Raw genomic sequence first — 12,510 nt, 5'->3', positions numbered from 1 at the left:
TCCTCTTTAGAACCATTGTCCTCTTTAGAACCGTTATCCTCTTTAGAACCATTGTCCTCTTTAGAACCGTTATCCTCTTTAGAACCATTGTCCTCTTTAGAACCGTTGTCCTCTTTACCACCGTTGTCCTCTTTACCGCCGTTATTACCTTCGTTACCGCCGTTATTACCTTCGTTACCACCGTTATTACCTTCGTTACCACCGTTATTACCTTCGTTACCACCGTTATTACCTTCGTTACCACCGTTATTACCTTCGTTACCACCATTGTTGCCGTTATCTTCTTTAGCTTTAACGATTACTTTTTGTGTTGCAAGCACTTCATTACCACCTGCATCACGAACAAGGAATTTAACTTCATACGTTCCTTCTTTGTTTGTATCTACTTCACCGAAATGCATTACTTTATCAGTTAAGTCACCATCTTCTTTATCGACTGCTTTTACACCAGTCATTGGATTGTATACATCTCCAACCGTTAACTCAACCGTTTCTGGTACAGTTAATACAGGTTTTTCGTTTTTAACTTCTTCTTTTGCTTTAACCGTAACTTTTTGTGTTGCTGTTACTTCTTGCCCTTTAGAGTCTTTCACCGTATATGTTAACTCGTAAGTTCCTTCTTTCGAAGTATCTACGTTACCGTCAACTTTTACTTTTGCTGCAAGGTCTCCATCCTCTTTGTCAGTAGCCGTAACTCCAGTCATTGGGTCGAATTTATCGCCAACAGTGATTGTAGTTTCAGCAGGTACTTTTAGTACAGGTTTCTCATTTTTAACCTCTTCTTTTTCTTTAACGATTACTGTACGTTTTGCAGTCACACGATTTCCTTTAGAGTCTCTAACTGAATACTCAAGTGTGTATGTTCCCGCTTTTTCCGTATTTACTTCTCCCTCGAAGTCCACTCGGTCAGTTAAATCTCCGTCCTCTTTATCCGTAGCAGATACTCCTGCGAATGGGTCGAATTTATCTCCAACCGTAATTGTAGTTTCAGTAGGTACTTTTAATACAGGAGCTTCGTCCTTAACCTCTTCTTTTGCTTTAACAACTACTTTTTGTGTTTCTGTCACTTCATGACCTTTAGAGTCTTTAACTGTGTACTTGATTGTGTAAGTTCCTTCTTTATCCGCATCTACTTTACCCTCTACAACTACTTTAGAAGTGATGTCTCCATCCTCTTTATCCGTAGCTTTTACACCAGTCATTGGGTCGAATTTGTCACCTACAGTAATTGTAGTTTCAGTAGGTACTTTTAATACAGGTTTTTCATCTTCCACTACTGGTTTCGCTTTTACAGTTACTTTTTGTTCACTTGTAGCAACATGACCTGCAGAATCCTTAACTGTGTATTTAATTGTGTAAGTTCCTGTTTTATCTGTATCCACTTTACCCTCTACAACTACATTAGAAGTAATGTCTCCGTCTTCTTTATCTGTAGCTTTTACTCCAGTCATTGGGTCAAACGTATCTCCCTCAGTGATTGTAGTTTCAGCAGGTACTTTTAATACAGGAGCTTCGTCTACTACTGGTTTTGCTTTTACAATTACCGTTTGACTTTTTGTAACCGTGTGACCTGCAGAATCCTTAACAGTGTAATGGATTTTATATGTTCCTTCTTTGTTTGTATTAACACTTCCATTTACAACTACCTTAGAAGTAATATCGCCGTCTTCTTTATCTAACGCTTTTACCTTAGCCATTGGGTCAAAGTTATCACCCTCAGTAATTGTAGTTTCAGCAGGTACGCTTAATACAGGCTCTGCATCCTCTACTGGTTTAGCGTTAACTGTAACAGTACGTGTTTTTGTAACCGTGTGACCTGCAGAATCCTTAACAGTGTATTTAATTGTATACGTTCCTGCTTTATTTGTGTTTACGCTTCCTTCATACGTTACTTTAGAAGTGATGTTTCCATCTTCTTTATCTGTAGCAGATACTCCACTCATTACATCGAAGTTGTCACCCTCAGTAATTGCTGTATTAGATGGTACGTTTAATACAGGGGCTGCATCTTCTACCTCTTTAGCAGGTAATACTGTAAGTGTTGCTGTTTCCGTAGTCAGGTTTCCGTCACTATCTTTAACCGTAAACTGTACATTGATTGTTCCTTCTGTATTTAATACTGTTAACATTTTACCTGCTTTAGTATCGAATGCTTTTACGTTTGAAGTAATGTTTCCGTCCTCAGCATCCATTGCTGTTACATATTTATATGGCTCAAATGTGTCACCTACACGTGCAGTAATATTTTTACCGTTTTTAAATGAAATTGTAGGTTTTCCTGACTCAACTACATGGACAATTGCAGAGCCTTGACCTTTAAACGTATAACGCTCATCGTCATCTACATGATTTAATGTGAAGTTTACTGTGTAATCCCCTACTTTATTGATATCTACAGCATCTACATTGTATTTAACGAAATACTCTAAGCTTCGTAAGCCATCTGGCGTTTGTACTTTAGCTGACATACCTAGTAAATCTACTAAGTTATTTACAACATTTGATTGTCCTTTTTTCATTGTGTATTCTTTTTTAGCAAATGTAATAGGTACGTTATACGCCGTTGGTGCATTTTGTACCGCCGCTTTTGCTTTAGCTGGCTCACTTGCTTTTAATGTATCAGGCGTTTGTGCGCTTGCGCTACCTGCTCCTGCTACCATTGATGTTGCTAATGCTGCTGTTGCTACAATCCCTACCATTTTGTTTGTCTTGTTATTCATTGTCGATTCCCTCTTTCCATTTGTTTTATGTCGATTGTTTTACTTATTTTATTTGTTGACTTAACTATACCACTTTATTATATTTTAGTCAACAGTTTTTATTTTGCTTGTTTCGCTAACTTCATAACTTCTTGTTTTCTTTGATAGTTTTAATATACCACTTTATTATATTTTAGTCAATAGTATTCTTATCACTCTTACCAACTTTAGAAAACATTTCTTTTGTTACTAACATCTTCCTGTTTGGTACATACATATAGTAACTCAGATTCCCTCCTTTCCGAGCCACTTATTTATCATAGTATCTTCCAGTTATTCGCTATCAGCGACCAAAATCCTTATATATCAATATTCAAACCCACTTCTGTATGCGAAATTATTTTTAAATTTGTTAACTGCCTTACCTGCATACTTCCTATTATCCTTACAAATATAAAAAATAGGAGCGCATCCACGCCCCCTTTACTATTTACTCCTTATTTGTTTTATCTTTTTCATCTTTTTTATCTTCTGGGTAATACAATCGGAAGTATACTAGTTCCGTTTCTATAACATAGAAGCTTCCATCGTTCAATTCATTAACCGTTCTATGAAACTCTCTATTTTCAATTTTTATACGCTTGTTAACTTGTAAGAACTCGTTGAGTTGTACATCTAACGGCTGACCCGAACCTGACATCCCCATTCCAGGTCTTGTTCTAAACGCATCCCGAAACATCTTGGTTACCAATTCACCTTTTTTCGTATATTCCATATTGAATCCCTCCTGTTATTTATTTTCCTTTTGTTACTTATACTATACCAGTTTATTATATTTTAGTCAATAGAGTGGTATTTATAAAGGACACCTACTATATGCAAATGTCCTACGTAGTTGATTTTCTACTTATACATCATCTTTTAATTTAGTTTATGCTTTCGATGCAATACCCCGATATAATCGCATATTTGATACACCTTATCGATTTCCTCTTGGTCATGAGGTAAATCCATTGTCTGTAGGGCATCTGCCTCACCATACAACCCTGCGTTACGGTAAACCTCTACCATTCTTTTATACTCAGCAGCGATAAAATCACTCTCACCAATCTTATGCAACACTGAAAACTCAGCATCATATAGCGCAGCGGGGTTTTTTACCTGACTGTACGCCATTCCGTTACTATCTCTAACTTTAAACACAAATAACTCCCCCTTATTTTCTGTTGTAAAATTTGATAATAACATCCCTGCAGCTACCATTGACGTACTCCGTTATTTCATCCCAACAAGGAACATCCTCAGCTAACTCACCAAAATGCTCTTCTATCTCGGTGTTTGTTACTGTAAACATTGTCTCGTCCGTATCAGGATTAAACACCCGTATACTATCGCTATCTTGCTCCTCATAATCCCATTTCATTGTCTTACCTACTGTCATGAACATATCATAATCTAAAACACTACCATCTTTTTGTTTTCCGTAATGGTTATTAAACACCTGTACCCCTCCTCAGTAGAATCTATATAACTCCCCGTCTTATAAGGTCTCGATTAATGTATCTACTCTCTGTAAAGCTTGATTTAAATTCTCTTCTTGCTCACTACCTGTAGGAGCCTCTTTACATGCTTTTTTCAATAGTTCACTAACCCGAATCAGTTCATTTACATTTCTACACTGCTGCTCAATAATTTGTTGCGCTAATCCTTTTGTTTTCACACATACCCCTCCGTATCTAAATGCCCTAACTTATTTTCGTACCTTTACTATACCATTTATTTATATTTTAGTCAATAATACCACATAAATAAAGCAAGACCTATGTCCTGCTTTATCCCTCATCTTTTTCGCATCTATTTAGTCTAGGAACTACCTCTCCTACATCAATTAAGACATCACCAAGACCTAATTCACTCAATTCTTGAAGGGTTTCCTGCATCTTTTTTGCGCGAGCAGCTCCGTCTTCTTTTTTATCCGCCCTCTTAGGAAGGAGCGCACCAAAATCCACCTCTTCAATATACAAACCTACATCAAATTCATCACCACAGACATAACCATAATCTTTTTCTAGTTCAGAACGTACTTTAACAACTGAGTATTTATCCTCATAATCATGCGATTTTAATTCATACTCCAAATTCTCAAAAGCACAATCAAACGTATCTGTATCAGGGTCTCCAGTAAGTCGATTAAGTATTTCCACACCCGGTACGCCCTTTTCATCTTTAAACTGGTGAACCATGAAATACGCCGTCTCTTCTGCAACTATCACATCAACTCACCCCTCAATAATCTAGTAATTTCTTAAACTTGTCCTTTATAGAGCGCTCCCCTGCCTCAAATGACTCTTTTTTGATTCTTTCAATTTCGGACACTAACACATCGACTGGGATATGTTTTAACACCAATCCATCTAGGTATCTTTTTATTTCCTCGGCACACACTCCGGATGTAAGCATAACCGCCAACTCTTTACCCTCATCGGAATCTTTAACAATCTCATACCGCATACCTAACAGGGGCGACCGCACCCAGTATACGGAATCGTTAACCGCTAGGAAATCGCCTAACTCTTCTCGTTCCATATACCTACTTGCTCTTGCACCTACAACGACTTTGCTCTTATCCCCAATCACAAACCCCGGCATCTTTAACCCTCCAACTTCTCAACAGCTACGTGCGTTACATCCCTGCCTTTTCCTGTACCTTTACAGTCACTACACGTAACCATTGCTTCGTACCACGTATCCACATTTGGATACACTCCGTTAGCTACCCAACCAGACCTTTCACCTGTACCGCCGCAACTTACACACGTACAGGGTTTTTCAAACGTTCCCTTACTTTTACCCTTACGCCAACCTTTCGCACGTAAAACAGACCGTATACGCTTTGTTTTCATGATGTATATCCTCCTTGTAGGTAAATCTATACAAAAGACCGTAAAACACATCTACCGCTATTTATGTTACGCAAGCTCTTCACCCTCACCCAACAACCTGCGGTACACCATAATCAATTGATTTCCTTCACGTCTATGCCCTTTGTAAACCCAACCGTGACTCTCTAGATGTTCACGATGTATTCCTTTTTCTTTTCTGGTCTCTTTAGTATATCCAAGCTCGATAAATTCCCCTACAAACATCTTTCTAGAGCATATAGGTAGATTCATACACTAACCTCCTTGTTTACTTCGGTTTACGAAGTACAGGAACACCTCTTCAATCATTTCAATATTATCCTCTACGTTCCCCTCAGAATGGACAATATAGGTAAACCCCTCGTTATTTGGCGCATCCCCATAATCGTCACCCTCAGCCGTTATATTCTCAAAAGGTACACCATACTCTTCTAGCTTTTTCGTAATCTTATGGTGAACCTCTCCTGCTTTCCGGTTATATGTATCGTACTGCCTCAACAACTTCTTTAACTCATAAGGCATAGCCTTCATCTTCCTAGCCACGTCTTTTCCCACTCTTATACTCTTCTATCTTGATATTATCTTCATTTGTTGTGAATTTAATATTAGAATCGTAGTTATCAAGGAAGTAATTTCTTAACTCCTCTATAGTTTTAATATCATGAACATGACACGCAGCAGATATAAGAGATGCTACATCTCCCATTTTCATTGTTACTTGTTTAACATTACCCACATTCAACACTCCTTACTTATTTAACTTTCTATTTATACCTAAATTAAAACCTACTCGGTTTACAATACTTCCCGTGTTAACTATACACTCGCCTTGATACACCATTGTTTCCTTACTCCCACAAGCGCCACAGAACACTCTCTTACCTTTATAGTACTTATCAATCATAGTAAGCATCCCGCAGCCCGTTTCACACTTATATGCATGCATTGTCTTCTCCATATGCTACTCCCACTTTCGGTTTAAAATCATTGTTCCTACATACAAATAGAGAGCCAACCCCTTTACTGAGCCAACTCTCTACTTCTTTAACTTGCTATAAGTATACCATTTTCCTATTTTTCTTAAGCCCATGCCGTTATCACGAGATTCCCCATTTCTTAATAAACTTCAAATTCTGTACAACCCTATCAATTATTCCTTAATTAAAAAATCAATATTCGTATTTATATTTAGAATCTGTAATTGCCTTATCGAACTCTTTGCAATTAGGTAGTCTCTTCTTCACTAACTCTTTATAGTTACTCCCGCAGTGTTTTTCTCTCACATGGTACTGGTCAATTTGTGTGATAATTTCATTTGTTTTAGGTATCGCAATTACATTCACGTCTCTCCATTTAGCTGTGTCTAACTGAATATCTGGTAGGTATTTTTTATATTCCTCCGTAACATCTTCTACATCGAAGAATTCTGTTAAAAGCGCCAACATATGCCCATCTTCCATACATAAAGACTCATCTACTAAATCCTCAAACCTAAACTGAAGACACGCAATGATTTCCCCTAGCGTTTCCGTAGCTATATTCGTTTTTACGAAGAACGAACTCTCATCATGATTATTACTGTAAAAATGTGCGATTTTAAAAATACCCACATCTAACCTCTCCATTTCTATAGACCCCAGTTAAAAACTAGCTATCTAATTGTTTATTCTTTTATAATAAGTTTCCCATCACGAAGCAGATTAGCTAGCTCCTCTAACACAGTAACCGCACCTAGCTGATAATAGCTGCTCTGCTCGTTATCTGCCACATGTTCCTTCATTGCTTCCGCCCGTTTTCTAAAATAATCCTCATTCATCACCATAGGCTCTGTAGTAGTTACCTGCAGCTTCCCTGCTACCTCATCGGCATTCTCACGTATCCAAACAAATACCTTATCTCTAACCTCTGTATCGTTCCAACCCCACTCAGCTGCTAATGTTTTAACATTCTGGGGAAGCCCATCAGCAACTGCCGTTATACGCTCCTCCGTAGGTTCTAATCTTGGAAATAAATCTACTAAACAATCGTGTATCACATCACGCATACATTTACCCTCCTCACTGATTCCCCTGCCTTACATACTTAAGCAAGTAATAGTCTCGTATTTTCGTAGAAACAACCACATAATCTCGTTTTCGTATAACCTGATTCCCAACTGCCACAATCTCACCCTCGTATTTATACCCAAAGGCTTCATTTACATCTCGAAAGTTGAGGTTACTCCCAACCTTTAAATCCTCTTCTTTAAACTGGTAATACTGACCTACTATCTTCATAGAAACCTTAGTACCTGTGTTCCTATCTACCGCTTTACTTAACCTATACGTTGTACTTTCTGACATTTACTTGACCTCCTCCATGCACTCTTTGTCCACTAAATCAGCCAAACCTGTTGATTGGTTTAACGAAAAGGTGTTCTCAAACAAGCTAACAATAAGATATGAGTAATCCCCTGCTGTGCCTTGATTCGCCCCGTTAAAATCAGCGTCCACATACAGGTGAATAACGATGTACGCCCCTGTACATTCTCCGTCTGTATTATAGTAATACCCTTTCTGAACAACATCAGAAATATCACCAAAAACCATATCTGCAATAAATTCTAACTCTTTTAAGTTACGCTTACCTTTATAATACCTAAGCTCTCCCTCATCCTCATCGTACCGCCACCTGTGTTCACTCCGAAAATATTTAGCGATAACCCCTTTTAAATACCGATACATACTGGAGTTAATTGTTAATTCCATAACAAATCACTTCCCTTACTCGTCTTTCAACCTCTCCATACCCTGCTCGCAAGCCTTAGAGCCTAGATACTTACGGGCTTCTTCTCTACTTTTATTTTCCTTATCAGCAAGCATTTTTCGGTACTCATCTACAGACAACCCAAGCTCTTTTGCTCTAGCCTCTTCCATCTTTCCTAGCATGTTTTGAAGCTTATTATCAGACATCTCAACACCCCTAACATCCGAATATTTTATACACCTCAGACAGATAACGGTCACCCTCGGTATTTATATCAATCCCTAACTTCTGTATATGTTTATATGCCTCTTCTGACTTTGTTCGTACCTCAACATCAGTTAAGAACTCAACACTCTTACCTAACTTTTCAAACGAGTTACGTATTATACGTATCGCTAAATCATCACAACATGTAGCCAAACACTGACACCTCTTTACTCAATCTACAATCCATAAATATAAATCATCTACCGGAATGACATACATATAGGCATCTAGCAGGTTCGTACATTTTGCCTCTACACCCTCTATGCTTTCAATTCGGTATGGAATCACTTTATCTCTATGCTTTCTAACCCTTACAATATCCTTTTCCTGTAACGCTCTGTGTGGTATTTTTCCAACATGAACAGGATGCTCCCCATTCCCACCACAATCATCACATACAGCGCTGTACCCAGTCCCACGACCACTAAACCCACTACCTCCACACCCGTTACACTCTGTTGTTAACATCTTCATTACTACTTACCCCCTTATTTTCTTTAACTCCTCCTGCATACTCTGAATTACATTAATAGCAAGGAACGCAATATCCCGGGACTCTTTTTCATATGCGTCCGGTGACATTAACCCCGCACCGTCACGTAAACCACCGCGTAGTCTCCACAGCTCCATTAACGCTTTATCTACTGACTCATCTGAAACCTTACTCATCGCTTACATTCTCCCCTGCAAATAACTTTTCTATATCTAACCAATACGTTTCGTAGCAGTCCTTACTGCACAGGTCTCTATACCCTTCACCAACGTAATAACGGCTTTTACAGTTTACACACATCTTCATCGCAATCAGACTCCTTTACAAACAGTTCTCCTCGTACATATCACAAACCTTTTCCCATGTAGCCTCATCGTAAGCAGCATCTAAATACTCTGCCATATCTTTAAACGATTGTGGCACAATACAGTGGTCTCTCCAACCTTTATCGAAATGCTGATTCCACTCAACTGTTTGAACCGTTCCGTCTGGTTCAATAAGAAACAAATCGTACCATTTGCAATAGTCCTCAACCGTTAGCATACGGTTCTCATGCGTTTGCGTAACTAACTGAATACCTCTATTACTTACTAACACGCACAACCCTCCTATATATTCATAATAAAATAGCTAAGTCCTCTACACGAAAACTTAGCTATATACACCACTTAGTCTCTATAGATAGACCCCGAAAACCTAACAAATTCTAGTGTTTTTCCCTGCTCAATAACCACATTACCTAGCTGCTTAATATATCCAACATCCTCATCAGTTAGTAGTTCCTGCTTCCGATACTTTTCATTCATACGAGCGTAGAATCGAACTTCCTCTCTATCTTCAAACCCCCACTTTACTAATACACCATCTTTTATATAAGCCGTAGCCTGTTTTCTTAGTGACTCATCTGAAATTCTCATCTAAATCCCACTTCCTTTATGTATCTAATTAAACCATATATCTTCTCTTACTTTTGTACCACACTTATCACAAACCTTTAATGTATTCCAGTTACTGCCCGTACGATTGCCGCTAAAATATCTGGGAATAGTCGAACAAATATCATGTCTATAATGAACCCGAAAACGATAACGGTAAACGCCTTTTTCTCTAGGAACTTCAACCCGAACAGCATAAACCCCGCTATCAAAAACACAATCCCAGTAATAATACCCGCCGTGGTCGACGCATAAATTATCTGCTCTATTGTAATCCCTGATTTCCTCTGTATCGTATCTATTTGACCCGCTAACCAGTCCGAGTTTGCCCGTAACCACCAACGAATACCTTTAATAATGGCGACAAGAAGTATAAGTTTCCCTATACGCCTTGACGTAAGTTTTAATACTCTCTTTTCATCTTCATTTAGTTTCCGCAGCTTCACTCTTAGCCAACCTTCTCTCACGCATTAATTCTTTATATTCATCGGAAGTATATATTTTACCTGTATAGCTAGCCATTAGCTCCTCGAACTTTTCTTTAACTACATACCCACTAGAGAACACATAGCAGTTCTCTAACTCCTTCTCTATGCCGTATGCAGCCCGAATAATATCTTTACCTAAAATATCAGCAGCTTTGTCAGAACCACCGTCCCACCACTGACCATAGCAATGCTCAACCACACCACTTTCTAAATGAATATCAAATTCATCCCCACCAAACGCTTTAAAGTATTTCGTAGGTCTGTCGTACTTGTAGCATTTCAGAAACGTCCCTACCGCATCCTGACCAATAATAAGACCCGGATATTTACAAAACGTATACTCTGCTCGCTCTGCTAAGACAGGGGCTTTCTCCCCATTAAATATAACCATTGCGACTACTTCATACATCTTCATCACCTCCTGTTTTATTTATCTTCTTTTACTTCCATTACCCCTATGATTTTTGCCTTTGTATGTATCATTACCCCATTAAAATCAAAGTAGTTCGAAGTCATTTTTACACCCTCAGGAACTTTTGCATACGTATCTGCTTCTTCTAAATCAATTACAAGCGCTTTAGCGCTATCATAACAATCCGTTTTAAAATCAAACACCATACCCGTCTCTACATAAATCCGAAATACTTTTTCCACCATACTTACCAACTCCTTTTGCTTTGTTGTAACGTTTTATCTGTCTTTACTATACCATTTTATTATATTTTAGTCAATAGTTTACCTTTAGAAAAGGAAGGATTATTTTACCTTCCTCCACTTATTGTTTAAGTCAGACCAACCATCTTCCGTAAGCCACCAACCCTGCGAAAATAACGTACGCTCTTTCTTTTGCTTAGTTACCGTATGCTGCGACCTTTTTTCCTCTAACTCTGCTATTCGTTTCTTACACGCAGCCAATTCCTCGTCTATGGCACGAATAGACTCCCATTCTGCCTCGACCTCGCTCTTAGCTTGTTCTATTTGTTCCTCGTTCCACTTCTCCACTTAAAAACACCTCTTATTCTGTTTCTTTTAGCCCTTGTCGCTTGATTTCCGCCTCTACGTCTTTTAGTATCATTCCTAGATGGTTACGCAATAGAAACAAATCTGTAGGCTGTTGTTGAGAGAACTCCTTTAACTGCCTTCGAATAGTATCAACCCAACCCTCATACATATGTCCGGGCTTATCTTCTAAACCTGTAACCAACTGCACAATCCCATCGTAATAACTCTCCTCAACTAAAAGGACCTTCCCCACACCATCAAGGGTCTGCTTTTCCCATAAACTCTTATCTTCTTTAATATCGCTTAATTTCATAGAATCCCAACCTCCTATACCGTTATCCTTAATACAATTACTATAACTTAACCTCTTTTTCTTATTGTTGCTTTCTTTATCACAAATAAAAAAGAAGGGTCACCCCTCCTTTGTAAGTTCCGTTACGATAACTTTATCTTTAACCTCGACGACCTTTAGTAAAAGCCCATATTTCTCAAACGTATCGCCTCTCTCAAAACCGCCATCATATACATCCATTGCAGTAGCGTGTACTTCTCCGTGTATATCCCGAAGGTGTATATCTTTTATGACTCCTATCGCTTTACCCTTCAGTTTAGCTATAATTTTCTCTAACCGTTTGACTTCTTTTTTCAACGCTATGTTTTCTCTATCGTACTCATCCAACTCATCTTCATAAAATTTATAAGGTTGGCTTCCCGTCCATACTTCGTACCTTTCATTATCAGGGTCGTAATTAACCTTTAAGCACCGCTCCCCATCTAAACCTTGTATAAACTTCTGGAACTCTTCCCATGTTTTAAAATCTACATTCATAGCCACACCATTTGCACCATCCTTTAGTCTCTTGTTTTCTTTTTCTAGTTTCTCAATATACTCTTCTAACCTATCGATATACATAAAATCCGGAACGTATTCTCGTTCTTTCTTTATATCTTTAAGCATGT

At 38.4% G+C, this 12,510-nt stretch carries 29 protein-coding genes; all 29 read right to left on the bottom strand.

The features are described from left to right. The coding region (locus ACYFX0_RS20635) for an immunoglobulin-like domain-containing protein (protein ID WP_460271906.1) at positions 1 to 2,720 on the bottom strand (2,720 nt) is incomplete at its 3' end. Between the two features lie 469 nt (positions 2,721 to 3,189). Next, entirely contained in the window at positions 3,190 to 3,474 is a 285-nt protein-coding gene (locus ACYFX0_RS20630) for a hypothetical protein (protein ID WP_460271904.1), read from the bottom strand. Positions 3,475 to 3,620: 146 nt separating this feature from the next. Next, positions 3,621 to 3,902 (bottom strand): hypothetical protein, encoded by a 282-nt coding sequence (locus ACYFX0_RS20625; RefSeq protein ID WP_460271902.1) that lies wholly within the window; start codon positions 3,900 to 3,902, stop codon positions 3,621 to 3,623. 13 nt (positions 3,903 to 3,915) lie between these two features. Next, a complete protein-coding gene (locus ACYFX0_RS20620) occupies positions 3,916 to 4,200 on the bottom strand; it encodes a hypothetical protein (RefSeq protein ID WP_460271900.1) in 285 nt (94 codons plus the stop codon). Positions 4,201 to 4,239: 39 nt separating this feature from the next. Continuing rightward, complete coding sequence (locus ACYFX0_RS20615) at positions 4,240 to 4,419, bottom strand: hypothetical protein (RefSeq protein ID WP_221660677.1); 180 nt, start codon at positions 4,417 to 4,419, stop codon at positions 4,240 to 4,242. Between the two features lie 112 nt (positions 4,420 to 4,531). Beyond that, positions 4,532 to 4,972, bottom strand: a complete 441-nt coding sequence (locus tag ACYFX0_RS20610; protein ID WP_221660676.1) for a hypothetical protein — start codon at positions 4,970 to 4,972, stop codon at positions 4,532 to 4,534. Positions 4,973 to 4,985: 13 nt separating this feature from the next. Further along, positions 4,986 to 5,348 carry a hypothetical protein gene (locus tag ACYFX0_RS20605; protein ID WP_460271897.1) on the bottom strand — a complete coding sequence of 121 codons (363 nt, stop codon included), beginning with the start codon at positions 5,346 to 5,348 and terminating at the stop codon, positions 4,986 to 4,988. Positions 5,349 to 5,350: 2 nt separating this feature from the next. Continuing rightward, on the bottom strand, positions 5,351 to 5,602 hold the full coding sequence (locus ACYFX0_RS20600) for a hypothetical protein (protein WP_221660674.1): 252 nt from the start codon (positions 5,600 to 5,602) through the stop codon (positions 5,351 to 5,353). Positions 5,603 to 5,668: 66 nt separating this feature from the next. Continuing rightward, entirely contained in the window at positions 5,669 to 5,872 is a 204-nt protein-coding gene (locus tag ACYFX0_RS20595) for a hypothetical protein (RefSeq protein WP_193635656.1), read from the bottom strand. Between the two features lie 3 nt (positions 5,873 to 5,875). Next, positions 5,876 to 6,163, bottom strand: coding sequence for a hypothetical protein (locus ACYFX0_RS20590; protein WP_221660672.1), 288 nt, complete (start codon positions 6,161 to 6,163; stop codon positions 5,876 to 5,878). Beyond that, positions 6,156 to 6,356 (bottom strand): hypothetical protein, encoded by a 201-nt coding sequence (locus ACYFX0_RS20585; RefSeq protein ID WP_460271895.1) that lies wholly within the window; start codon positions 6,354 to 6,356, stop codon positions 6,156 to 6,158. The genes ACYFX0_RS20590 and ACYFX0_RS20585 overlap by 8 nt, the downstream gene beginning before the upstream one ends. 12 nt (positions 6,357 to 6,368) lie before the next feature. Next, the gene (locus tag ACYFX0_RS20580; RefSeq protein ID WP_460271893.1) at positions 6,369 to 6,578 is read right to left on the bottom strand and encodes a hypothetical protein; all 210 of its coding nucleotides are present in this window, start codon (positions 6,576 to 6,578) and stop codon (positions 6,369 to 6,371) included. A gap of 211 nt (positions 6,579 to 6,789) precedes the next feature. Next, positions 6,790 to 7,245: a hypothetical protein gene (locus tag ACYFX0_RS20575; RefSeq protein ID WP_460271891.1), complete on the bottom strand. Its 456-nt coding sequence runs from the start codon at positions 7,243 to 7,245 to the stop codon at positions 6,790 to 6,792. Positions 7,246 to 7,283: 38 nt separating this feature from the next. Beyond that, entirely contained in the window at positions 7,284 to 7,664 is a 381-nt protein-coding gene (locus ACYFX0_RS20570; RefSeq protein ID WP_460271889.1) for a hypothetical protein, read from the bottom strand. Between the two features lie 13 nt (positions 7,665 to 7,677). Continuing rightward, entirely contained in the window at positions 7,678 to 7,962 is a 285-nt protein-coding gene (locus tag ACYFX0_RS20565) for a hypothetical protein (protein ID WP_460271887.1), read from the bottom strand. After that, positions 7,963 to 8,367 (bottom strand): hypothetical protein, encoded by a 405-nt coding sequence (locus ACYFX0_RS20560; RefSeq protein WP_460271886.1) that lies wholly within the window; start codon positions 8,365 to 8,367, stop codon positions 7,963 to 7,965. Positions 8,368 to 8,382: 15 nt separating this feature from the next. After that, positions 8,383 to 8,571: a hypothetical protein gene (locus tag ACYFX0_RS20555; protein WP_460271884.1), complete on the bottom strand. Its 189-nt coding sequence runs from the start codon at positions 8,569 to 8,571 to the stop codon at positions 8,383 to 8,385. A gap of 10 nt (positions 8,572 to 8,581) precedes the next feature. Next, entirely contained in the window at positions 8,582 to 8,785 is a 204-nt protein-coding gene (locus tag ACYFX0_RS20550) for a hypothetical protein (protein ID WP_460271882.1), read from the bottom strand. Between the two features lie 18 nt (positions 8,786 to 8,803). Then, positions 8,804 to 9,106 carry a hypothetical protein gene (locus ACYFX0_RS20545; protein WP_460271880.1) on the bottom strand — a complete coding sequence of 101 codons (303 nt, stop codon included), beginning with the start codon at positions 9,104 to 9,106 and terminating at the stop codon, positions 8,804 to 8,806. Positions 9,107 to 9,112: 6 nt separating this feature from the next. Further along, the gene (locus ACYFX0_RS20540; RefSeq protein ID WP_460271878.1) at positions 9,113 to 9,301 is read right to left on the bottom strand and encodes a hypothetical protein; all 189 of its coding nucleotides are present in this window, start codon (positions 9,299 to 9,301) and stop codon (positions 9,113 to 9,115) included. Continuing rightward, positions 9,294 to 9,431 carry a hypothetical protein gene (locus tag ACYFX0_RS20535; RefSeq protein WP_460271876.1) on the bottom strand — a complete coding sequence of 46 codons (138 nt, stop codon included), beginning with the start codon at positions 9,429 to 9,431 and terminating at the stop codon, positions 9,294 to 9,296. Before ACYFX0_RS20535 ends, ACYFX0_RS20540 begins: the two co-directional genes overlap by 8 nt. Before the next feature lie 15 nt (positions 9,432 to 9,446). Further along, positions 9,447 to 9,722: a hypothetical protein gene (locus ACYFX0_RS20530; RefSeq protein ID WP_460271874.1), complete on the bottom strand. Its 276-nt coding sequence runs from the start codon at positions 9,720 to 9,722 to the stop codon at positions 9,447 to 9,449. A gap of 71 nt (positions 9,723 to 9,793) precedes the next feature. After that, entirely contained in the window at positions 9,794 to 10,042 is a 249-nt protein-coding gene (locus tag ACYFX0_RS20525) for a hypothetical protein (RefSeq protein ID WP_460271872.1), read from the bottom strand. 77 nt (positions 10,043 to 10,119) lie between these two features. Then, positions 10,120 to 10,506 (bottom strand): hypothetical protein, encoded by a 387-nt coding sequence (locus ACYFX0_RS20520; RefSeq protein ID WP_460271870.1) that lies wholly within the window; start codon positions 10,504 to 10,506, stop codon positions 10,120 to 10,122. Further along, complete coding sequence (locus ACYFX0_RS20515) at positions 10,484 to 10,957, bottom strand: hypothetical protein (protein ID WP_460271868.1); 474 nt, start codon at positions 10,955 to 10,957, stop codon at positions 10,484 to 10,486. Before ACYFX0_RS20515 ends, ACYFX0_RS20520 begins: the two co-directional genes overlap by 23 nt. Positions 10,958 to 10,974: 17 nt before the next feature. After that, positions 10,975 to 11,205, bottom strand: a complete 231-nt coding sequence (locus tag ACYFX0_RS20510) for a hypothetical protein (protein ID WP_460271866.1) — start codon at positions 11,203 to 11,205, stop codon at positions 10,975 to 10,977. A gap of 99 nt (positions 11,206 to 11,304) precedes the next feature. Next, the gene (locus ACYFX0_RS20505) at positions 11,305 to 11,550 is read right to left on the bottom strand and encodes a hypothetical protein (RefSeq protein ID WP_460271864.1); all 246 of its coding nucleotides are present in this window, start codon (positions 11,548 to 11,550) and stop codon (positions 11,305 to 11,307) included. Between the two features lie 13 nt (positions 11,551 to 11,563). Then, the gene (locus ACYFX0_RS20500; RefSeq protein WP_460271862.1) at positions 11,564 to 11,863 is read right to left on the bottom strand and encodes a hypothetical protein; all 300 of its coding nucleotides are present in this window, start codon (positions 11,861 to 11,863) and stop codon (positions 11,564 to 11,566) included. 99 nt (positions 11,864 to 11,962) lie between these two features. After that, complete coding sequence (locus ACYFX0_RS20495) at positions 11,963 to 12,508, bottom strand: hypothetical protein (RefSeq protein WP_460271860.1); 546 nt, start codon at positions 12,506 to 12,508, stop codon at positions 11,963 to 11,965. Between the last annotated feature and the right edge of the window lie 2 nt (positions 12,509 to 12,510).

The organism is Bacillus sp. NEAU-Y102, assembly GCF_054788175.1.
This window is presented reverse-complemented; position numbering and strand designations above follow the sequence as displayed.